29 protein-coding genes are annotated in these 20,668 nt (G+C 58.2%); 12 read left to right on the forward strand and 17 right to left on the reverse strand.

Annotation, left to right across the window (positions count from 1 at the left end):
* Nucleotides 1-122: 122 nt before the first annotated feature.
* The 5 genes from NW838_RS06550 (at nt 123) to NW838_RS06570 (ending at nt 2,748) form a co-directional block, all read left to right on the forward strand.
* On the forward strand, nt 123-551 hold the full coding sequence (locus NW838_RS06550; RefSeq protein WP_414355922.1) for an SHOCT domain-containing protein: 429 nt from the start codon (nt 123-125) through the stop codon (nt 549-551).
* Between the two features lie 145 nt (nt 552-696).
* Nucleotides 697-1,155, forward strand: a complete 459-nt coding sequence (locus tag NW838_RS06555; RefSeq protein ID WP_414344246.1) for an MAPEG family protein — start codon at nt 697-699, stop codon at nt 1,153-1,155.
* Nucleotides 1,156-1,291: 136 nt separating this feature from the next.
* A complete protein-coding gene (locus NW838_RS06560) occupies nt 1,292-1,561 on the forward strand; it encodes a hypothetical protein (RefSeq protein ID WP_414355925.1) in 270 nt (89 codons plus the stop codon).
* Nucleotides 1,562-1,597: 36 nt separating this feature from the next.
* Nucleotides 1,598-2,278, forward strand: coding sequence for an energy-coupling factor ABC transporter ATP-binding protein (locus NW838_RS06565; RefSeq protein WP_414355927.1), 681 nt, complete (start codon nt 1,598-1,600; stop codon nt 2,276-2,278).
* 257 nt (nt 2,279-2,535) lie between these two features.
* Complete coding sequence (locus NW838_RS06570; RefSeq protein ID WP_011434185.1) at nt 2,536-2,748, forward strand: CP12 domain-containing protein; 213 nt, start codon at nt 2,536-2,538, stop codon at nt 2,746-2,748.
* Between the two features lie 398 nt (nt 2,749-3,146).
* Here the strand turns inward: NW838_RS06570 and NW838_RS06575 are convergent, their stop codons facing one another.
* Both NW838_RS06575 and msrB read right to left on the reverse strand, forming a co-directional pair.
* Nucleotides 3,147-3,950 carry an FTR1 family iron permease gene (locus NW838_RS06575; protein WP_414427737.1) on the reverse strand — a complete coding sequence of 268 codons (804 nt, stop codon included), beginning with the start codon at nt 3,948-3,950 and terminating at the stop codon, nt 3,147-3,149.
* Nucleotides 3,951-3,999: 49 nt separating this feature from the next.
* Nucleotides 4,000-4,491, reverse strand: coding sequence for a peptide-methionine (R)-S-oxide reductase MsrB (gene msrB, locus NW838_RS06580; protein ID WP_414355930.1), 492 nt, complete (start codon nt 4,489-4,491; stop codon nt 4,000-4,002).
* 291 nt (nt 4,492-4,782) lie between these two features.
* On the opposite strand from msrB, the gene ndhN reads away from it, so the two are divergent.
* The 7 genes from ndhN (at nt 4,783) to NW838_RS06615 (ending at nt 11,999) form a co-directional block, all read left to right on the forward strand.
* Nucleotides 4,783-5,226, forward strand: coding sequence for an NAD(P)H-quinone oxidoreductase subunit N (gene ndhN, locus NW838_RS06585; RefSeq protein WP_414355931.1), 444 nt, complete (start codon nt 4,783-4,785; stop codon nt 5,224-5,226).
* Between the two features lie 94 nt (nt 5,227-5,320).
* Complete coding sequence (locus tag NW838_RS06590) at nt 5,321-6,355, forward strand: LdpA C-terminal domain-containing domain (protein WP_414355932.1); 1,035 nt, start codon at nt 5,321-5,323, stop codon at nt 6,353-6,355.
* 15 nt (nt 6,356-6,370) lie between these two features.
* On the forward strand, nt 6,371-8,296 hold the full coding sequence (locus NW838_RS06595) for a R3H domain-containing nucleic acid-binding protein (protein ID WP_414355933.1): 1,926 nt from the start codon (nt 6,371-6,373) through the stop codon (nt 8,294-8,296).
* A gap of 237 nt (nt 8,297-8,533) precedes the next feature.
* Nucleotides 8,534-9,103 (forward strand): Uma2 family endonuclease, encoded by a 570-nt coding sequence (locus NW838_RS06600; protein WP_414427738.1) that lies wholly within the window; start codon nt 8,534-8,536, stop codon nt 9,101-9,103.
* A 235-nt stretch (nt 9,104-9,338) separates the two neighbouring features.
* Nucleotides 9,339-9,791: a ubiquinol-cytochrome c reductase iron-sulfur subunit gene (locus NW838_RS06605; RefSeq protein WP_414330183.1), complete on the forward strand. Its 453-nt coding sequence runs from the start codon at nt 9,339-9,341 to the stop codon at nt 9,789-9,791.
* A gap of 93 nt (nt 9,792-9,884) precedes the next feature.
* Nucleotides 9,885-11,033 (forward strand): glycosyltransferase, encoded by a 1,149-nt coding sequence (locus NW838_RS06610; protein ID WP_414427739.1) that lies wholly within the window; start codon nt 9,885-9,887, stop codon nt 11,031-11,033.
* 108 nt (nt 11,034-11,141) lie between these two features.
* A complete protein-coding gene (locus NW838_RS06615) occupies nt 11,142-11,999 on the forward strand; it encodes a PRC-barrel domain-containing protein (RefSeq protein ID WP_238376801.1) in 858 nt (285 codons plus the stop codon).
* 143 nt (nt 12,000-12,142) lie between these two features.
* Here the strand turns inward: NW838_RS06615 and NW838_RS06620 are convergent, their stop codons facing one another.
* The 15 genes from NW838_RS06620 to rpmC form a co-directional block, all read right to left on the reverse strand.
* On the reverse strand, nt 12,143-13,123 hold the full coding sequence (locus tag NW838_RS06620; protein ID WP_414427740.1) for an alpha/beta fold hydrolase: 981 nt from the start codon (nt 13,121-13,123) through the stop codon (nt 12,143-12,145).
* A 23-nt stretch (nt 13,124-13,146) separates the two neighbouring features.
* Nucleotides 13,147-13,371, reverse strand: coding sequence for a translation initiation factor IF-1 (gene infA / locus NW838_RS06625; protein WP_011434173.1), 225 nt, complete (start codon nt 13,369-13,371; stop codon nt 13,147-13,149).
* 130 nt (nt 13,372-13,501) lie between these two features.
* The gene (gene map, locus NW838_RS06630) at nt 13,502-14,275 is read right to left on the reverse strand and encodes a type I methionyl aminopeptidase (protein ID WP_414355966.1); all 774 of its coding nucleotides are present in this window, start codon (nt 14,273-14,275) and stop codon (nt 13,502-13,504) included.
* 38 nt (nt 14,276-14,313) lie between these two features.
* Entirely contained in the window at nt 14,314-14,895 is a 582-nt protein-coding gene (locus NW838_RS06635; protein ID WP_414355939.1) for an adenylate kinase, read from the reverse strand.
* The gene (secY, locus tag NW838_RS06640) at nt 14,895-16,193 is read right to left on the reverse strand and encodes a preprotein translocase subunit SecY (protein WP_414355941.1); all 1,299 of its coding nucleotides are present in this window, start codon (nt 16,191-16,193) and stop codon (nt 14,895-14,897) included. The genes NW838_RS06635 and secY overlap by 1 nt, the downstream gene beginning before the upstream one ends.
* Nucleotides 16,194-16,346: 153 nt before the next feature.
* Complete coding sequence (gene rplO / locus NW838_RS06645) at nt 16,347-16,799, reverse strand: 50S ribosomal protein L15 (RefSeq protein WP_414355942.1); 453 nt, start codon at nt 16,797-16,799, stop codon at nt 16,347-16,349.
* A gap of 38 nt (nt 16,800-16,837) precedes the next feature.
* Complete coding sequence (gene rpsE, locus NW838_RS06650) at nt 16,838-17,374, reverse strand: 30S ribosomal protein S5 (RefSeq protein WP_414344276.1); 537 nt, start codon at nt 17,372-17,374, stop codon at nt 16,838-16,840.
* Between the two features lie 18 nt (nt 17,375-17,392).
* Complete coding sequence (gene rplR, locus NW838_RS06655) at nt 17,393-17,761, reverse strand: 50S ribosomal protein L18 (protein WP_414355943.1); 369 nt, start codon at nt 17,759-17,761, stop codon at nt 17,393-17,395.
* Nucleotides 17,762-17,768: 7 nt separating this feature from the next.
* Nucleotides 17,769-18,314: a 50S ribosomal protein L6 gene (gene rplF, locus NW838_RS06660; protein ID WP_414355944.1), complete on the reverse strand. Its 546-nt coding sequence runs from the start codon at nt 18,312-18,314 to the stop codon at nt 17,769-17,771.
* 33 nt (nt 18,315-18,347) lie between these two features.
* Nucleotides 18,348-18,758 carry a 30S ribosomal protein S8 gene (rpsH, locus tag NW838_RS06665; protein WP_011434165.1) on the reverse strand — a complete coding sequence of 137 codons (411 nt, stop codon included), beginning with the start codon at nt 18,756-18,758 and terminating at the stop codon, nt 18,348-18,350.
* Between the two features lie 59 nt (nt 18,759-18,817).
* Nucleotides 18,818-19,360, reverse strand: a complete 543-nt coding sequence (rplE, locus tag NW838_RS06670; RefSeq protein ID WP_414355946.1) for a 50S ribosomal protein L5 — start codon at nt 19,358-19,360, stop codon at nt 18,818-18,820.
* 68 nt (nt 19,361-19,428) lie between these two features.
* On the reverse strand, nt 19,429-19,827 hold the full coding sequence (rplX, locus tag NW838_RS06675) for a 50S ribosomal protein L24 (protein ID WP_011434163.1): 399 nt from the start codon (nt 19,825-19,827) through the stop codon (nt 19,429-19,431).
* The gene (gene rplN, locus NW838_RS06680) at nt 19,827-20,195 is read right to left on the reverse strand and encodes a 50S ribosomal protein L14 (protein WP_011434162.1); all 369 of its coding nucleotides are present in this window, start codon (nt 20,193-20,195) and stop codon (nt 19,827-19,829) included. Before rplN ends, rplX begins: the two co-directional genes overlap by 1 nt.
* Complete coding sequence (rpsQ, locus tag NW838_RS06685; RefSeq protein ID WP_011434161.1) at nt 20,192-20,443, reverse strand: 30S ribosomal protein S17; 252 nt, start codon at nt 20,441-20,443, stop codon at nt 20,192-20,194. The genes rplN and rpsQ overlap by 4 nt, the downstream gene beginning before the upstream one ends.
* Nucleotides 20,443-20,664: a 50S ribosomal protein L29 gene (gene rpmC, locus NW838_RS06690; protein ID WP_011434160.1), complete on the reverse strand. Its 222-nt coding sequence runs from the start codon at nt 20,662-20,664 to the stop codon at nt 20,443-20,445. The genes rpsQ and rpmC overlap by 1 nt, the downstream gene beginning before the upstream one ends.
* Nucleotides 20,665-20,668 lie beyond the last annotated feature (4 nt).

Here is a 20,668-nt window from a genome sequence, read left to right on the forward strand (position 1 = left end):
TGCGGGTCTATGAAGCACCTGGGGCAGAGGAAGAGACTAAAATCCTGCCGTCAAGGGGATGGGGAAACCCCATCCGCCTATGCGGTGGGGTAGTTCATTGGCACATCTAACGGGTGCAAGCCATGACTGAGAGCAGGGATCCTGATACGCCCCCACAGGATCGTCGGCGGTTAATCCGAGAGGTGGCCGGTTGGCTGGCGATGCTGGGGGTGCTGATCCCAGGGTTGCAGCGCTTCTATATGGGGCACCAACGCTGGGGCTGGGGCTACTTGGTGGCGGGGCTGATGGTGTTCGTTCCTTCCATCCCGCTGCAGATTCTCAGCTACGGGGTACGCGCCCTTTGTTTGCTGGAAGGGCTGTGGATCCTGACCATGAGCAATGCCGATTTCGATTTTCGATTCAATCGAGGGTTGATCGAGCTGGAGTGGACCAGTGTGGAAGGCCGAGAAGCTCGGGATCCCGAACAGCAGTTGGAAAGCCTGTTGAAACAGGGCTTGATCACCCGCGCTGAATATGAGGAGCGCCGCCGGCAAATCCGCAAGATCTCCTGACCCAAGCATCAATCACCAAATCAGGCTTCTGCCCGGCTGGCCAGCCCGGTAAATAATGGTTCTGGTGTTGGTTTTCCCGGCAATAGCTCCTGCCCGAGCTGGGCTCCTTCCTCTCCCCTGTTATCTTGCACCGTCCTTTTGCCTTATGTTGCCAAGCCTTCCTCTCGCAGCTATCCCCCTGTTCTCTATTGCGGCAGCCATGCTCTTGGTCTATCTGCCCATGGGGGTGGTGGGCTATGCCCGTGCCCGCGTTGGCTACGACCTGCATGCTCCTCGGGCTATGTTTGATAGGCTACCTCCCTACGGGCAACGGGCCACCTGGGCCCACGCCAACGGGTTTGAGACCTTTGGGATGTTTGCGGCAGCAGCGTTGATCGCCTACATCACCGGCCCTCACTCGGATCCCTGGTATTTTGGCCTCAGCGGAGACGAAGGGGTAGCCGTGCTGTGTGGGGTGTTTCTGCTGGCGCGGCTGCTCTACAACTTTTTCTACATTGCCGATATTCCCATTGGGCGCTCCCTCTCCTTTTTGGCGGGATCCCTAGCTACTTTGGGCCTGTTGCTGATCAGCCTGCTGCCTTTTCTCGGCACGGGCCTGGCCTAGTCTGGCGAGAGAAATTCTCCTATCCCGGTATCCTGGCCCAACCTGCGATACTGGAAAAGGACTCCGTCCTGCTGTCACGAACGGGGCCCTCTTGGTGCCTCTCTTCTGTCCACGGCCCACTACACAACGGTCAGCCATGTACACTCTGGAACTGCTCCTGAAAGGAAACCCTGCCCCTATTGTTGTCCATCAAAAAGAGGAAGAAGCGGCCAACCGGGCCTACCAAAGCATCGTCAATGCTTTGCGGAGCGGATCCCCTCAGAGTTTGGAGCTGACCTGTGACCGCACCGGCAAAAAGGTGTTTCTGCTCACCGGTGAGTTGTGTGGCGTGCAAATGACTTCTAAGTCGGGCAGCGCCAGCCCCATGGGAACCCGTCCCGGTTTTTTGGCCCAGTTGCAAAGCTGAGGACAGCCCTTTTCTCTCTGCCGCTAAGGGATCCCCATGTCTGAGGTGGCCATTCGGGTGGAGAGCCTGACCTTTGCTTGGCCGGAACGTCCGCCGGTTTTGCAGGCGTGCAGTTTTGTCATTCCCAAGGGCCAGTTGTGGATGCTGTTGGGGCCCAATGGCAGCGGCAAGTCCACTTTGTTGCAACTGTTGTCCGGATCCCTGACCCATCCCCAGCCCCTTTCGGGCCACCTGGAGATTCGCGGTCGGCTGGGCTATGTGTTTCAAAACCCGGATCACCAACTGTTCATGCCCACGGTGGGAGCCGATGTGGCCTTTGGCTTGGGAGCAGAGGCTCTGACCTTGGCGGAAATTCACCAGCGGGTGGAAACAGCCTTGGAGCAAGTCGGATTAAAGCACCTGATCCGTCGGCCCATCCACGGCCTCAGCGGCGGACAGAAGCAACGAGTGGCAGTGGCAGGGGCTTTGGCCCGGCGCAGCGAGGTGCTGCTTTTGGACGAGCCGACAGCCCTGTTGGATCCCGACAGCCAGGCGGATTTGCTGCGGTGCATCCGGCAACTGGTGGATCAAGAAGGCATCACCGCCCTCTGGGTAACCCATCGGCTGGCGGAACTGGAGTGGGCAGACGGGGCGATTTTTCTCTCGGAAGGCCAAGTGCGTCAACAGGGATCCCCAGAGCAGGTGCGGCAACGGATTGAACAACTGTTTGGAGCCTGAGGGATCCCTGCGCATCCTGATCCCAAAGAGATCGCGAAAGCGTAGCTGCACCCCCCGGGTGTCCCTGTTTAGAATAGGTAATGTATCCGGTTGATCAATTCGGTTGGCACAAGGTCATTATCCTGGACTCATTCCTCATCTGGATCGGCTGGTTTTTACCTGTTGATCCTCGGTTACACCGAATCCCTACAGGTTCTGCGTCAACCGGTTATATCAGCGGGCCACCGGCCCCATCTAGTCTAAAGGAGCTTGAGAACATGGGACTGTCTGAAGTGATCGCCAAAGAGCTGGAAAATGCTCGCAACGTCTGCTCTGAGTACGGCGAAGGGGATCCCCACTGCCGTGCGGCCTGGGACGCAGTTGAAGAAGTGCTGGCAGCTCGCAGCCACCAGCCGAGGACTCCCAGCAGCCTAGAGCAGCACTGCGCCGAAAACCCAGATGCTGTTGAATGCCGGGTCTACGATACCTGATTCTCGGGAACCCCACAGAGTGGATGCTCTCTGTCGATTCCGTAGCGATCGACAGGGTTTCCTACTGGGGATCTCCGACAAAATCCAGCGGCCTGCCGGATCCCTGCCGGTAGGCTTTGCTTTCTTGGACTGGAAGGCTTGACTGGGTGCGGTTTCAGGCGCGACGTACAGAGCGCTTTCTTTTTAGGGTCATTTTGATTCAAACCAGGACACTGCACCCGCACTTAAAACGTTAGATGCACAGGGCCAGAAGGCTTTTCCCAGTACCTCGGTCGCCTTGTCCCAACCTGAAACGACTATGAAATTGTGACCTGCATCATTGCCATCCATCAAAACCAGGACAGGGATTCATCAAACTTATGGCTTATGGGATCCCCAGTGCCGGTGGAGAGCGTTTTTCACGAAGAAAGCCTCTGAGCAGAATCAGCCCGCAGCCATTGCCTCACCCACAAGGCGAAAGCTATTCCCAGCAGCACCAGTTGGGGGAGCAGCGTCTGCCAAGTGGGATATATGCCCAGCCAGCGCAGCTTTGGGATCCCAACAAGAGGAGTGATGGGCAGCCAGTCCGCCACCTGCAGAGCGTGCAGGCCACTGCCCAAAAACTTAAAGCCCAAATAGAAAACCAGCAGACTCAGGCCCCGGAAAAAAACTCCCAGCGGCAATTTCAGCCCCACCTGCAGCAGCAAGATCGCCAGTGCCACCAACACCAGGGATCCCAGGCCGATCCCCGCCCAAAAATCTTTTGCCGAGAGGGAAGAGGCCAACCCCACATAAAACAGCACCGTTTCCGCCCCCTCGCGAAACACCGCCATAAATGCCAGAAAAGCCAAGGAAAACACTTGACCGGTGGCCAGTGCCGCCTGCGCCTGTTCCTGCACAAAGGTTTGCCAAGAAACCACTGCAGCCCGGCGGTGCAACCAAAGGCTGACCGAAAACAACAAACCTGCTGCCGCCAGCCCGGTGATCCCTTCCAGCACCTCTTGCCGCGTGTGGGTGAGCATCTGCTGGAAAAACAGCTTCACCAGCAGGCCGAGCATCACCGCTGCCAGCAAGCCTGCGGATCCCCCTAGCCACACCCAGCGCTTCTGAGCCGATTGCCCGCTCTTGCTCAAAAGGGCCAGCAGCGCCACCAACACCAAGAGAGCCTCTAGGCCCTCCCGCAGCAAAATCGAAGCAGCATCCAAGAAGGTATAGTCTGACATGGGCTCACCCAAACAGGCGGCTCAATTCTGATCGAAGCCAAGAGGATTTCTAGGCGGTGGCTGGGATGAACTTGAGGGCAGCAGAATTGATGCAGTAGCGCAAACCCGTGGGTGGGGGGCCATCCCGAAACACGTGCCCCAAGTGCCCGCCGCAGTTGGAGCAGTGGACTTCTGTGCGGGGCACAAACAATTTCCAGTCCGTCTTGGTACCGATCACATGGGGAGCAATCGGCTCCCAAAAGCTGGGCCAACCGGTGCCACTGTCGTACTTGGCCGCTGAGGAAAACAGCTCCTGCCCACAGCCGGCACAGACGTAGATGCCCGCAGCTTTGTTGTCGTAGTAAGCGTTGCGGAAGGGGGGCTCAGTGCCCTCTTGGCGCAGCACATAGTATTGCTCTTCGGTGAGCAGTTGCCGCCACTCGGCGTCGGTTTTGGTGAAGGGATAAGTCTGTTGGGCCATTGCTCTTTGCTCTCCTGCCAAGCTGAGGGGTGCTGTGACGAACCCGGCCACTGCCGAGGTCAATAGCTCGCGTCGTCGCATCGTGAGGTTCATCTGTCGTCGCTGTGTGAGTGACAGGGAGGCGATCCCTGCTCAGAGGGATCCATCCGTCTTCGTCCGCCACCGCTGGGTTGAGACTTGCGAGTAGGTCATCTATATCTTAACTCTTCTTTACGTTCCCTCCTGCAAAACAGGGAAGTAGGCAAGTATTCTTCTATGGGTTTTCTATGGGTTCTATCGACAGCTTCTATCCCCGGCTTCGGGCCCGCTCCCGCTACAATGAGCTCACGTGGGCTGCTTGTCCAACCCTAGACGAGTCATGGAGTTTTTCCTATGCTGCTGGTCGGCTCAGGTGCAAAGTTTGTACAGCAACTGGAGCAAGCTGGAGCTTTGGCCATCTATGTAACCCCAGAAGGGGGGTCCGAAGGGCACTACCTGCGGCGGCTGCGCGGAGCTGGGTATGAGGTGGTCACCCTCTCCAGCAAGGGAATCGGGGATCTGGCCAGCTATTTGACGTGCATTCATGGGGTACGGCCTGCCACATTGGGCAAGTCGGAGCGGCGCACCTATTTTTTCCCGGCGTTGATCGAGCAGTATCGGGCCACCTTGCCCCCAAAAGCTAAGGGGTTGGTGTTCTGGTTTTACGAAGGGCATGTGTTCAGCCAACAGGAACTCTCCTACCTGGTGAAGCTGAGTCGGGAAGACAAGGGAGTGAAGTTTGTGGTGGAACTGGGCCGAGAACGGTCAATTCGTTGGCAACCTCTGCAGAGCGCCTGAACCTCTCTTCAGGATCCTCGAAATTTCTTTGCTACCATCTCAAATAGATGGCCTGCGGCTCAGATTCCCATCCTGCTAGCGGCTTCTTGTGCCTGTGACCTTGCCAACCGCCTCGCTGCAACAGGGTACCTGGTTTAAGTTGATCTGCGGTGCAAGTTTCCACCACTTGCCCTCGGTTCGGGAGCTGGCTTTCCTTTACACGCTGGCCGGGGCAGATTGCATTGATGTCGCTGCCGATCCGGCCATAGTGCGGGCCGCTCAACAAGGGATCCAACGGGCACAAGCCGAAGATCCCCAGGCGGGATCCCCTTGGTTGATGGTCAGCGTCAATGACGGTGAAGACGTGCATTTCCGCAAGGCGGTGCTGACGGCTCCTGTTTGTCCTGCCGACTGTCCTCAGCCTTGTCTGGCAGTTTGTCCCCCTCATGCTTTGACCCAGGCAGCCCTTCCTGCTCAAGTCCACATCCAGACAGAGCTGTGCTACGGCTGTGGGCGCTGTGAGCCGGTTTGCCCCCACCGGCGCATTGCCACCTTCGGCTACCAGGTCGCTTTGTCAGAAGTTTTGCCGCCTTTGGTCGAGCTGGGCATTCAAGCGGTGGAGATTCACACCTGCATCGGTCGCCAGAGGCCATTCGAGGAATTGTGGGGATCCCTGAAGCCCTGGCTACCTCAGCTCCAGGCCATCTCGATTAGCTTTAACGATGGTCCGGGCCTAGAGGCTTATTTGAGGGATCTGCTGGCCCTCATGGATCCCTTGCCGGAGGTGTTGATCTGGCAGGTGGATGGCCGGCCTATGAGTGGGGATATTGGAGCTGGCACCGGCAAAGCTGCCCTAAAGTTGGCCGAGAAGGTACTGAATATGGGTCTGCCAGGCTATGTGCAATTGGCAGGAGGAACCAACGCCCAAACGGTGCCGCTGTTGGATCCCCGGTGGCCGGTGGCGGGGGTAGCCTTCGGCAGCTACGCGCGACAGTTGGTGTCAGCCTATCTGGAAGGGCCAGCCCACAGCTCATCGGAGTCAGGATGGAATCCCGGATTGGCGGCAGGGATCCCGTTGGCCAAGCAGTTGGTGCAGCAAGTAAAGCGGCGATCCGTTGCTTTTAGGCAAACCTGTTTTTCCTGCGTTTAACGACGTTGCTCAGCCATGAGTTTCCCCGTACAGCCCTCAACCCCAAGTCCGTCGATGGATCCGGAAAGTGCTCCGCACCGCTTACGTGAACGTACCGGCTTTCCCGGCCAGGTTCAATACAGCGACGACCTGAGTAAGCTTTTGGATATCCTGCCTGCTCCGATTCGTGAGCGCCTAGAACAGCATCCCCACTTGGATCGGTTGGTGGAGGTGGTGCTGGATTTGGGTCGCCGCCCCGAAGCCCGCTTCCCCGGCTTTGCCGATTACCTTTCAGAAGACGTGATCACCCGGGCCGACTTGGATCAGGTGATCAGCCGGGTTGGAGAGTTCAGCAGTGACAACCGCGCAGGCATTGCCTCTACCCTGCACCGGATCAGTGCCATCCGAAACCGCCAAGGCACGATCATCGGCCTTACCTGTCGGGTGGGTCGCTGCGTTATCGGCGTGATCAGCATGATCCGCGACCTGGTGGAACAGGGGCGCTCTATGCTGTTGCTGGGCCGACCGGGGGTGGGCAAAACCACGGCCCTGCGGGAGATTGCCCGTGTGCTGGCCGATGAGCTGGGCAAACGAGTGGTCATTATCGACACTTCCAACGAGATCGCAGGCGATGGAGACGTGCCCCATCCGGGTATTGGTCGGGCCAGACGGATGCAGGTGGCCAGCCCAGAGCTGCAGCACAAGGTGATGATCGAGGCAGTGGAAAACCACATGCCCGAAGTGGTAGTTATCGACGAGATCGGCACTGAACTGGAAGCTTTGGCCTCTCGTACCATTGCCGAGCGGGGGGTACAACTGGTGGCCACCGCCCATGGCAACCGCATCGACAACCTGATCAAAAATCCCACCCTCTCAGACTTGGTGGGCGGGATCCAATCGGTCACCCTGGGAGATGAAGAGGCGCGGCGGCGCGGCTCTCAAAAGAGTGTGTTGGAGCGCAAAGCTCCCCCTACGTTTGAGATTGCCATAGAGATGCTGGAGCGATCCCGCTGGGTCATCCACGAAGATGTGGCCGCCACTGTGGATCGTCTCTTGCGCAACCGCGAGCCGCTGACCCAAACCCGCAGTTTAGACGAACACGGCCAGGTGGTGATAGTGCGGAGCACCGCTGGCGCAAACGGGCGCCCGGCTCTATCTGGCCCCCAATGGCCCCCTGCCGGCAGCACAATCTCCGCAGCACGGGAGCGGGGAGGATGGCAACGCTCTGGACGGATGGAAGCTCTGCCTTCAGAGCCGCTTGAAAGTCGCTCGCAGCAGCAAGGAGAATCGGGTTTGCTCCTGGAGAGGCGAGAGGACTCCGTCCCGCTAACGCCAGCGGGATCCCGTCCTGCCGCTCAGGTGGTGGCCGAATCCAGAGTAGAATCCGGCTCTGACGAAGAAGAAGATTTGGACTGGGAGGGATCCGCCCTAGCCCCGACAGGACGGCAGCAGAATCCGGATGGGCCGCTGATGATCTACCCCTACGGAGTGAGCCGCTTCTACCTGGAGCAGGTGATCCAAACCCTGAAACTGTCGGCGGATGTCACCAAAGATCTAGACGAGGCAAACATTGTCTTGGCCTTGCGATCCCAGGTGCGCAGCCGTTCCAAGATCCAGCAGATGGCCCACTCCCGCCAGATCCCGATTCACACCGTCAAGGCCAATACTCTGATTGCCCTGGCTCGCGCCCTGCGCCATATTCTCAACATTGAAAGCGAAGAGGGATCCGATTCCGACCTGGAGCTGTTCATTCGCGCCAGCTCAGGCGATGAAACCGAAGCTCTGGAAGAAGCCCGCCTGGCGGTGGAGCAAATTGTCATTCCCAAGTCTCAGCCGGTGGAACTTTTGCCCCGTTCGCCTCTGATCCGCAAGCTCCAACACCAGTTGGTGGAACATTACCACCTGCGGGCCCAAAGCTTTGGCGAAGAGCCCAACCGCCGCTTGCGCATCTATCCCAACTAGCCCCACACGATAGCGCAGCCAATAGTCCAGCTCTAGAGAACCTCTATCCATTGAGCCGTCGTGGTTAGAGAGGAAGGACTCCGTCTCGCTTCTGTGAACGGGATCCTGGGCTAAGATTTGGCTACGCCAAGTGTGGTTCCCGCCGTTGCGACAGCGCTGCAGGTGTCGGCCCAGTGCCGTAGGTATAGCCGCAGGGTGCCCTGGGCATAGCACCATCCATTGCTATAGGGATAGCCAATGACTGCCACAGAAGTACGCTGGACTACTCGAGACATCGAGGCTCTGCCAGAGAATGAATGGATCCGCTACGAGATCATCGATGGAGAACTTGTAGTGACTCGTTCTCCTCACCACAAGCATCAGCACCTGGCCGGGCGGATTTTCTCCCTGCTGGATCAATGGTCGCTCGAGACCGGGCTGGGTGAGCCTTCCATTATGCCAGGTCTCATTTTTTCTGACTCGGACAGTGTATCTCCCGATGTTGTTTGGGTTAGTTATGAGCGGCTGTCCCAGATTCAAGATGAAGCAGGACATTTTCGGGGTGCCCCTGAGCTGGTGGTTGAAGTCCTATCACCTGGAAAAGTTCATGAGGATCGAGACCGCTTGGCAAAACGGAAACTCTACTCTGTGCATGGGGTGCAAGAGTACTGGATCGTCGATCGGCTGGCTCAGAGAGTAGAGGTGTATCGCAGACAACAGGCCCAGTTGGTCTTGGTAGAAACGCTGTTGGCTCAGGATGCGTTGTCTTCTCCCCTGTTGCCCGGCTTTGTCTGCACGGTTGCTGAGCTGTTTACCTCCCGACCCTAGGCTTCAGGCGTACAACAGCCGAAAGGGATCCCATCCCATCGGCCAAATCAATGAAGCAACCAAGATGCCTGCTGCTGCGTACTCTAGCCGGAAAAAGTGCGGCTTGGCCCTGGCCGAAACTGTTCCGGTGTAACAAAATGTTAAGGGCAGCATTTGTACGGGGATCCCTTCTGAAGGGGCCGGTCTTTTGCTGGCTCATGACCTACATTTCGCACACCTCCAAGGACACATAGCCATGTACAACAATCGTCGTGGTTTTCTTCGCTGGCTGGCTCTCGGTTTTGGCTCGTTGGTGGGTTGGTTACCTGGGTTTACCCGGCGCCGTTTTGCCCTGGCCCAGGGAACTGCTTCTGGCTCTAAGGCTTCTGAGCCGGAGTTTGTGAAAGTTGCCACTCTGGCCGATCTCAAAGATGGCCCCTTCAAGGTGGAAAACGCCTTTGGGAAAAACACCGCCACCCTCTGGCTGGTCGGGGATCCGCAAAAAGAAGATTCTCTGCTGGCTTTGGATGCCGCCTGTCCCCATGCGGGGTGTGATGTGAACTGGCGGGGGGAGAACTTTGTCTGCCCCTGTCATGGCTCGGCTTTTGCTGCCGATGGCAGCCGTACCCGTGGCCCGGCCAAGGCAGACCTGGCCATCTACAAGGTCAAGGTGGAGAAGGGAGAAATTTTTGTAGCCAAAGCCTCATAAAGTTCTGGGCAGGCTGTGGGCTTTGAGGCCAGGCAAAAGGAGTCGGGTATCCGGATTGAGAAGACAATGGGCTGAGCTACCGAGGCTCTCCCTATGGCTCGTCCCTACCGCTATCTGTTCCTCTCCACCCCTGTTGGACCTCTGGGATCCGGGGCCGGTGGTGGTGTGGAGCTCAATCTTGCCAACCTGACGCGTGTCTTACTCCAGATGGGATCCCAAGTGCGGGTGTTGGCCCCTGTGGGATCCCGAATAGCGGAGTTGCCGGAGGAGGTGATCGAGCCGGTGGCGGGCCTTCCCCCGGCCTATGCGCAAACCCAGCGCCGCGATCAGCCGGTTCTGATCCACACCCCCTCTCTGCTGGCCAACCTGTGGCAGCGGGCTGCCCACCTGCAAGATCAGTTCGATCTAATCGTGAACTGGAGCTACGATTGGCTCTCGTTTTATTTGACGGATTTTTTCCGCACCCCGGTGGCCCACATTGTTAGCATGGGATCCCTCAGCGATGCCGTCGATCAGGCTCTAGAGCACATTGCCCATCGCTACCCTGGTCGGCTGGCGGTGCATTCGCGGGCGCAAGCCCAGACCTTTGCCTTTGCCCGAGCCGAGATGGCGGCAGGTCGGGATCCCTTTGTCTATCTGCCCTGCGGGGTGGATCTGCGCCTCTACGACTTTGTGCCCCAAGGGAATGGATCCCTGTGTTGGATTGGGCGCATTGCCTCCGAAAAGGGCCTGGAAGACTGTGCTGCCCTAGCCGAGAGGACGGGAAGGCCGGTGGTGATCCTAGGCCACCTGCAAGAGCCAGGCTACTGGCAGCAGATCCAAGAGCAGTACCCGCATGCCCAATTGGATTACCGAGGGTTTTTGCCCACCCCGCAAATGCAGCGGATCTTGGGGCAATGCTCAGCCTTGATCATGACCCCCAAGTGGGTGGAGGCCTTTGGCTTGGTGGCGGTGGAAGCTTTGGCCTGTGGCGTGCCGGTGATTACCTACCGCCGGGGTGGGCCCGCGGAAATTGTCAGCGATGGAGAAACCGGCTGGATCGTCGAGCCGGACAACGTGGCAGCTTTGGCAGAGGCTGTAGAGCGCCTAGATCACATCGACAGGAGCCGCTGTCGGCAACGGGCAGAAGAGCACTATTCCCTGGGCGCGATGGCAGAGCAGTTTCTGGCCTGGAGCAGGCAGATTGGCCGGGATCCCACCTGGGCAGCCCGCGAGGGAGGAGACAGGCAGTGGTACTATTAACTTACTTAATTCTGGCGAACTGTGTCAGACACGCAGCCCAACAACGGGAACGTTTTGACTTACGACGGGGAAACCATCATGACGACTGGGAAAGGATCTGTTGCGCTGGTGCGATCAGAGGTTCGTCGGCGGTCACAGGTTCTGGGAACGCAGGTGATCAGCCAGGGCAACGCAGCCCGGCTTGGGGTAGTCAGCGAAGTTTGGGCGGATCTTGAAGCCAAGCAGGTTCTGGTGCTGGGGGTGCTGGAAAAAGCCCTTGCCGGATCCCCCCGTTTGATGGAGCTGCGGCAGGTAACAGCTTTGGGTCAGGATGCAGTTCTTGTCCCCAGCGAAGAAGTTTTCGATAACTTGGATTTGGAGGGCCTGAGTCGCGTGGTTGGCAGCGAGGTGGTAACCGAAGAAGGGATCCGCCTCGGCAAAGTTAAGGATTTTGAGTTCAACTCCGTCTCCGGCATCATCACGGGTTTGGTGCTCTCCAACCTCGGCCTCACCTTTTTACCCGGCTTTATCCTCAGCACCTATCTGCTCTCCACCGATGAGATTGTCTCTGTGGGCGGGGATCGCCTTATTGTTGCCGATGGCGCTGAGACCCGCCTAACCCAACTGGCCAAGGGGATTTTGGAAACCCTGGGAATCGGCAAGCCCCCTTGGGAAGCCGGAGTTAGCCCTGCTCCTGCCCTGCCCAGTGCTGTCGAGAGTTCCGCCGTCGAGGAAGATTACGAAGAAGAATACGACGAGGAATACGAAGCCGAAGAAGAAGACGTTTACGCAGAAGAAGAGCCTGAACCTGAGCCGCAGCCTGTGCGTCCACGCCCGCCTGAGCCCGCACCCGCCCCCGAACAACCGGCTTGGGAACAGGAGTATGCCAAAGAAGAGGCCCCTCCTTCTGAGCCTGCCCCTCCTCCTTCCAGCTCCACTCCTGTGGATGGTGATCCCTGGGAAGATAAGGCCGGGGAGCCCACTTGAGTTGCCGGACTCGTACCAACTCCCCTCTGCGCTCGGGATGGTCACGTCAACCGAGAGCACGGCCCTTACCCCTGGCGCTAGGGCTGCTTCTTGCGCCAATCTCCCACTTTTTTCTGCCAAGGCGCAAAGGGATCCCCTGTCCGTCATTCCGGTAGAGCAGGATCGGCTTCGGCCAAGAAGCGCAAAGCCACCGACAAAAAGGTCTGCGGCGCTTCAATGTGCGGAAAAGCAGCCCCCGGCAATCGGTAAATCGGCACCTCCGGGCGCAAGGTGCGATATCGCTCTGCCTGTTCTGGGCCGGTGAGGCGGTTCTGTTCTCCCCAGACCAGAGCCATGGGCTTGGCCACCACGCGAAAGTCGTCTTCGATGGGCAAGTTGAGCTTGCCGGTGAGAAAAGAACGGGGGGCAAATTGAGCCCCCGCTTGGTGAGCTGCCCGGTAATAGTAGTCCACCACCGCCTCATCCAGGGCGTAGCTGGGGGAGAACAAGCTCTGCTCTGTAAACAAGCGTACACTCCAGGGGGCGGTGATGCCGTTGTAGAAGGCCAACCCCAGAACGGGCAGGCTGAGGAATCCATAGGCAATCTGGGCCAAAGGGATCCCGAGCGCATCGGGGATAAGGCTGTTGTCTCCCAGAGGGGCGATGAGCAACAGCTTCTGCCAATGGTGGGGTTGTAGACGGGCCGAGCGCAGCGCAAACCCTGCCGAGAGAGAGTTTGCAATGACGTGACAGGGTCGCCCGATCACCTGCTGGACAAAATCCCCGATCATCTCGGCATAGAGGCTGCCGGTGTACTTCAAATCTGGACGTTCTGAGTTGCCCCACCCCAACAAATCCAGAGCATAGACTTGATGGTGCTGCCCCAGCTCCGCCATAATGGCACGAAACTCATAGCTGGAGGAGCCTGCCCCAATGCCGTGCAACAACAACAACGGCTGGCCGGATCCCATGACCTTGTAAAACAGGCGATGACCCCGCCAGAAGTGGTGCCTTTCCTCTCCCGGCAACAGGCTCTGCAGAGGTTGAGTTTGGGAGGAGATCCAAGCGTTGAGAACGGCTAGAGCACCCAAGCCGCCGACTGTAGCCCAGAGGCTGGTCTTGAGAACTTGGCTCAGCTCCTTCATGCTCAGCAGCCCGGCTGGGGAACTTACTTTTTCTTAAGGCGGTAGGTGATGCGCCCTTTGTTGAGGTCATAGGGGCTCAGCTCCACCTTGACCCGGTCGCCGGGCAAGATCTTGATGTAGTTGCGGCGAATTTTGCCGGAGATATGAGCGAGCACGTTGAAGCCGTTGTCCAGATCCACTCGGAACATGGCGTTGGGCAGGGATTCGGTAACGACCCCCTCCATTTCAATGGCATCTTCCTTAGACAATGAGCCCTCCCAAAAACGACATAACAAACAACAGAACAATCCACAGCCGCGACGACACGCGCTGTTAAGAAATGAAAATATGCTCCACCTCTTCTATCCTAACTGTTGCAGTCCTTCATCAGGGGATCCCTTAGGACTGAAAAGGCGTGCGATCGGTCAAAATTTCTGCTCCAGACTCGGTAACCAAGACCGTGTGCTCAAACTGAGCCGACCAAGAGCCATCCACCGTGACCACCGTCCACTGGTCTGGCAACACTCGGGTTGCCTCTCCCCCCGCATTCACCATCGGCTCAATGGCCACCGTCATGCCGGAGCGCAGCTTGGGATTGGGCAGATCGCGGGTGCGATAGTTGGGAAATTGCGGCTCTTCGTGCAGATTGCGCCCCACCCCGTGGCCGACATACTGCTTCACCACCGAGTAGCCCCGCCCCTCGATGTAATCTTCAATGGCGCCTGAGACATCCTGAAGCCAAACGCCGTGGCGCACGTGGTCGATGCCCGTCTGCAGGGCCTTGGCCGCTGTATCGATCAGATCCCGGGCTGCGTCGCTCAGGGGTTCCAGGCCGATGGTGATACAGGAGTCCGCATGCCAGCCCTCGACGATGGCGCCAAAATCCACCTTAACCACATCTCCCGGCTGCACCACTTTGCGGGGACTGGGGATCCCGTGCACCACCTCATGGTTGACACTGACACAGACGCAGGCGGGAAAGCCGTAGTAGCCCTTGAAACTGGGCAAAGCATTAAGTTGGGCCACCCGTCTCTCGGCATAGGCATCGATATCTGCCGTGGTCCAGCCCGGCTCCAGGCGCTCCGCGATCTCCTGCAATACTTGGGCCACCACCCGACCGGCCCGCCGCATTTTCTCCACTTCGCGGCGAGATTTGATCTCGATGAGCTGCATGCCCCGCCGCTGGGGGGAATTTCCAGCTCCTGCTCTAATCACGCCGTCCTCCTGAAGCCTTCCAGAAGAGCCTGCAGATGTTCCTGTACGGATTCCACCGGCTGGTTGCCGTTGACCCGTTGCAAGCGCCCCTTGGCCTCATAAAAATCGATCAGGGGAGCCGTCTGCTGCCGATAGACCTCCAGCCGCTTGAGAATTACTGACCGATCCGCATCATCGCTGCGCCCCTGTTCCTGGCCACGGGCCAGCAGCCGGGCCACCACCACCTCGTCGGGCACCTCCAAGTTGAGGACGTAGTCGTAATCTTGTCCCAGCTCTTGCAGCAGCTCTTCCAAGGCTTCTGCCTGGGCTAAGGTGCGAGGAAATCCATCCAGGATCCAACCCTGCTCCGGAGACTGCTGCAACTGCCCCTTCACCATCCCGATCAGCACCTCGTCGGGCACCAGCTCTCCCGCATCCATGTAAGCTTTGGCTTGGCATCCCAGCGGTGTCTGAGCCTTGACCTCGGCCCGCAGCAGATCGCCCGTGGAAATTTTGGGCGTGTGGTAGATGGCCGCCAGCCGCTCCGCCTGTGTACCTTTGCCCGCCCCCGGCGGCCCCAGAAAGATCAACCTCGGCACTACTGTTTGACCATCCCTTCGTAGCGTTGTGAGATGACATAAGTCTGGATCTGCTTGGAGGTCTCAATCGCCACCCCCACCAAAATCAGCAGCGAGGTCGCCCCCAAACCTTGGAAAGTGGTGATGCCGGTTGCCCGTTCCACCGTCGTCGGGATGATGGCCACCGCGCACAGGAACAAAGCCCCCAGCAGCGTCAGCCGATTGAGGATCCCTTCGACATACTCAGCAGTGGCCTTGCCCGGACGTATTCCCGGAATGCTGGCTCCCATCTTCTTCAAGTTCTGAGCCAGATCCACCGGGTTGATGAGCAAAGAGGTGTAGAAGTAGCTGAAAAAGAGGATCAGCACGAAATAGAAGGGAATGTAGAACCAGGAGGTGGGGGATAGGAAGTTGGCCACCTGCACCAAGGTCAGGTTTTGGGTGTACTGGGCCAAGGCCAAAGGCAGAGACATCACCGAGTAGGCGAAGATGATCGGCATCACCCCCCCCTGGTTCAGCCTCAGGGGCAGATAGCTTTTCTGCTCGCGGAACAGCTTGTTGCCCACCTGGCGCTTGGCATAGACGATCGGGATCTTGCGGCTGCCCTCTTGGATGAAGACAATGCCGACAATGGTGGCCAAAAAGATTGCTGTCAACAGCAAGATGCCACCGATAGTGCTGCTATCGGCACGGGCCAAGCTGATGGTCTGTCCAAGGGCACGGGGCAGAGTGGCAACAATGTTGATGAAGATCAACAGCGAAGGGCCACTTCCCACCCCCTTCTCCGTGATCATCTCTCCCAGCCACATCACAAACATGGATCCTGCCGCCAGAGCCAAGGTGGTGGAGGCCATGAAGGCCAACTCATTGGTGGTACTGGCAAACTCCCGCACCCAAAAGGAAATGCCAATGCCCTGGATAATGGCCCAGCCCAAGGTGACATAGCGGGTGTATTGAGAAATCTGCCGCCGCCCCTGTTCTCCCTCGTTTTTCTGCAGGTTCTCTAAGGCCGGAATGGCCGGGATCAGCAACTGCATGATGATCGAGGCGTTGATGAAGGGCAGGATCCCAAGGGCAAAGATCCCCAAAGCAGAAATCCCCCCGCCGGAGAAGACATCCAGCAGGCCAAACACAGGACTATTGGCAGCTTCGGCGGCAAAGCGGGCCCGATCGATACCGGGAATGGGGATGTAAATGCCCACTCTGACCAGCAGCAGCAAGCCCAAGGTGAGAAACAGACGGCTGCGCAGGCCAGAGGCCATAGCCATCTGCATAAAAGTCTCTTGGGCAGAAGGGGCGGAGCCTCGTGTGTCAACCATAGGGAAGAGAATCTCGCGGGAGCAAAGGGCAAGGTTAGCTATCTACCACTCTACGCTGCCGGTGGTGCAGTCGGCAAAATCAAAGTAAATCCAGAGAAAGTGCAACTCAGCAACTTCCCACAGAAGCCGGCCAGAGCAGCGGGAAGGGGCGGTCTAGGATCCCAAGATTTCCACCCGACCTCCGGCTGCCTCGATCTTGGCTTTGGCTGAAGCGGTAATAGCCGCCGCCCTGATCGTCAGGGGCACGCTGACTTCCCCATCTCCCAAGATCTTCAGCGGGCCATCGTTGGTGGTGACGATCCCTCGTTCCATTAAGCTTTGCAGGCTGACCTCGCTGCCGGCAGGCAGATCCGCCAAGGCGCGCAGGTTGACCAGGGTGTATTCCAGACGCCGCGTGTAGCGGGGGAAATGCTTAAGCTTGGGCAAACGCCGGTAGAGGGGAGTCTGCCCCCCTTCAAAGCCGGGTCGTGTACCACCCCCCTTGCGGGCCTTTTGCCCCCGCATCCCCTTGCCACAGGAGGCCCCCTGCCCGGCAGAAACGCCACGACCTAGCCGCCGCCGCCGCCGCGTCGAACCTGCTTGAGGCCGAATGTCTTCCAGTCGCATGTCTACCTCTAGCTCACTTGCTCAATATCACCTGTCCATCACTTGCCCAATAGGCGGCGCACATCGATGTCTCGGTCTTGGGCCACCTGCTTAAAGGTACGCATCCGCCGCAGCGCATCGATGGTAGCACGGGCATTGTTGAGGGGGTTGCTGGATCCCAGTTGCTTGGCCAAGCTGTTGCGTACTCCTGCCAGCTCCAGAACGGTGCGGACTGCCCCCCCTGCGATGACGCCTGTGCCGGGAGCTGCTGGCATGACCAAGACGGTGGCACCGCCGCCTGCCCCCTGCATGGGATGGGGTACGGACAAACCTTTGGTGAGGGGCACCTCAATGAGGTGCTTTTTACCGTCCACAACCCCCTTGCGTACTGCTCCAATCACGTCGTTGGCTTTGCCTACGCCAACCCCGACTTGGCCGCGCTCGTTGCCGACCACCACCACAGCGCGGAAGCTCAACTTCTTGCCGCCCTTGACCACCTTGGTGACGCGCCGAATCTGGATGACCCGCTCTTGCCACTCCGTGGGCTGCTCTTCGCGGCTTTTCTTGCTTCTGCGACGTTCCCTCTGCTCAGCCATGTGCTGTGTCCTCAGTAGCTAGAACTGTAACCCTGCTTCTCGGGCAGCTTCTGCCAGGGCTTGAACGCGCCCGTGATAAAGCTTGCCCCCCCGATCGAAAACCACGCGGGAAATGCCCATCTGTAAGGCTCGTTCGGCAACTGAGCGGCCCACCAAGGCAGCCGCTTCTTGAGTAGCCGTCCCGGTTTCTTTGAATTTTTCGCGCAGCTCCCTGTCCAAGGTGGAGGCGGAGGCTAAGGTATGCTGGGCTACATCGTCGATCACCTGGGCGTAGATGTGTCGATGGGAGCGAAACACGGCCAGGCGAGGCCGCTCGGCAGTGCCGAAGACTTTGCGGCGAATGCGCCGATGACGACGTTGGGTGGTGATTTTGCGGCTGGCTTTCATAGGCTATTCACTTCTTCGCTTTCCCCGATTTACCTGCCTTGCGGCGAACTTGTTCCCCTAGATAACGGATCCCTTTCCCCTTGTAGGGCTCTGGGGGCCGGACGGCTCGGATACGGGCGGCAGTATTGCCCACCAGTTCTTTATCTGTGCCTGAGACAACAATGATGTTGTTTCCCTCAACGGCAATTTGGATGCCAGGGGGAAAGGGGATCTCCACAGGATGGCTGTAGCCAACGTTCAAAACCAACTTGCTGCCTTGGATGGCAGCCCGGTAGCCCACGCCCACCAATTCCAGCCGCCGCTCAAATCCCTTGGATACTCCATCGACCATGTTGGCGACCAAGGTGCGGCAAAGGCCGTGGAGTTGGCGGGCAGGCCGAGAATCGTTGAGACGGCTGACTGTGAGCGTCTGAGCGTTTTGCTGGACTGTGATCAAGGGCGGTAAACTGCGGGACAGTTGACCTTTCGGTCCTTTCACTGCAATGTGTTGGCCGTCGATCTGGATCTCCACCTTGGCAGGAAGGGCGATGGGGCGTCTACCGATACGGGACATGGGAAAAACTCCTGACCAGAGAAAACTTAATGTCTAGTAGACAAGGCAGAGGACTTCGCCGCCAATGCCCTGCTTACGAGCCTCCCGGTCGGTCATAATGCCGTTGGAGGTGGAGATGATGGCAATTCCAATTCCTCCCAGCACTCGGGGCAGCTCTTTGTGGTTGCGGTAAACCCGCAGACCCGGTCGGCTCACCCGCTTTAGACCATTGATGATGGGCCTGCAGTTGCGGCCTTTGCCTTTGTACTTCAATCGCAACACCACCCGGGCTTGGATCCCTTCTCCCTCCTCTTTCCATTCGCTGACAAACCCTTCCTCATGAAGAACGCGAGCGATGCTGCGGGTCATGCGTGTGGCCGGAACTGCCACCGACTCGTGCCGAGCCATGGTGGCATTGCGAATGCGGGTGAGCATATCGGCGATCGTGTCGTTGGTGTGGGCCATCGGTGGGTCAGTGCTCCTCGGAAGATCGATGCAGATCAAGAAAAGTCAGGGTGGGCAACCTAGGAGGCAAAGGGCATGCCAAACGCTTTGAGCAGGGCACGGCCCTCTTCGTCGGTTTTAGCAGTGGTCACAATTGAAATATCCATACCTCGCAACTGATCTACAGAGTCATAGTTGATTTCGGGAAAAATCAGTTGTTCGCGGATGCCCAGGGTGTAGTTGCCTCGTCCATCAAAGGCTTTGGGGCTGACGCCGCGGAAGTCACGGATACGGGGCAGAGCAATGTTGATCAGGCGATCCAAAAACGCATACATGCGCTCCCGCCGTAGGGTTACCATCAGGCCAACCGGCATGCCCTTGCGAATCTTGAAGCTGGCAATTGCCTTTTTGGCGCGGGTGATCACCGGACGCTGACCGGTGATGGCGCTGATCTCGGCAATGGAAGATTCCAGAGCCTTGGCATTTTGGGAAGCTTCCCCCAAGCCGCGGTTGATGACGATCTTCTCCAGGCGGGGCACCTGGTGGATGTTGGTGTAGCCCAACTCCTTTTGCAGCTTGGGGACGATGACGGTGTTGTAGAGGATTTGCAGACGTTGGGGCATGGTGGCTTCTCCTTGCGGCTCTGGGCTGGGTCAGAGCCAGACCAATGATGGAAAAAAGAATGTAATGCCTAGTCGAGGATCTCGCCTGTTTTCTTAAGGACGCGGACTTTGCGACCATCGGCGGTGATTTGATAGCCGATGCGGCTGGCCACTTCCTGCTTCTTGGAATAGGCCATCACTTTGCAGACGGGAATGGGGGCTTCCTTGGTCTCAATCCGGCCACTTTCCCCTTCTCGCTGAGGTTTGCGGTGGTAGGTAACAATGTTAACCCCTTCCACCAAAACCATGTTGCGTTCGGGAAAGACCCGCAGCACCTCGCCGATTTTGCCTTTGTCATCGCCGGAGATCACCTGCACGGTATCCCCTTGCTTGATACGCATTTTGTAGCGCAGGCTGTTGCGGTGCTTGCGAATGCCCGGTCGCCGAACTAAGCGCCGAATTTGGCTGGGTTTGAGGGGGCGAACCATCAGAGTACCTCCGGGGCCAGGGAGATGATCTTGGTGAAGTTTTTCTCCCGCAGCTCGCGGGCTACAGGGCCGAAAACACGAGTTCCACGGGGATTGCCATCATTGTTGATGATCACGGCAGCATTGTCGTCGAAGCGGATGCACATGCCGTCAGGGCGACGTACCGTATCGACGGTGCGGATAACAACGGCCTTGACAACATCGGATTTTTTGACGGGCATGTTGGGCAGGGCATCCTTGACGACACCAATGATCACATCGCCCAAGCTGGCGTAGCGACGGCCACTGCTGCCCAGCACGCGAATGCACATCATCTTGCGAGCACCGGTGTTGTCGGCCACCGTCAGCATAGTTTGCTGCTGAATCATAGTTTCTTCACCTCCCTCAGGATTTCGGCAACTTGCCAACGCTTGGTGCGGCTAAGGGGACGGGTTTCCGTGATGCGCACCAGATCCCCTTCTTGACAGCGGTTTTCCTCGTCGTGGGCCTTAAACTTCTTGGTCTTGACGACGATCTTGCCGTACTTCGGGTGAGCAACTCGATTTTCCACAGCAACAACCACCGTTTTTTGCATCTTGTTGCTGACAACAATGCCAATCTTCTCCCGAACAGCCATTACTCCTCCTTGGTTGGGCGTTTGCCCCGCTTACGCTCTCCCTCCACAGTTAGTAGTTGCGCCAGCTTGTGTTTGCGCAGCCGGATGAGATGGGGCTGGTTCAACTGCCGCGTGGCCTGCTGCAAACGCAGCTCAAACAGCTCTTTCTTGACGGCGTAGATTTCGTTGCTCAGCTCTTCGTCCGATAAAGCACGGGCATCAGCAATTTTGGGCATGGGCATGGCT

It is taken from the genome of Synechococcus sp. R55.2, assembly GCF_047462075.1.
In the GTDB taxonomy this organism is placed as follows: Bacteria; Cyanobacteriota; Cyanobacteriia; order Thermostichales; family Thermostichaceae; genus Thermostichus.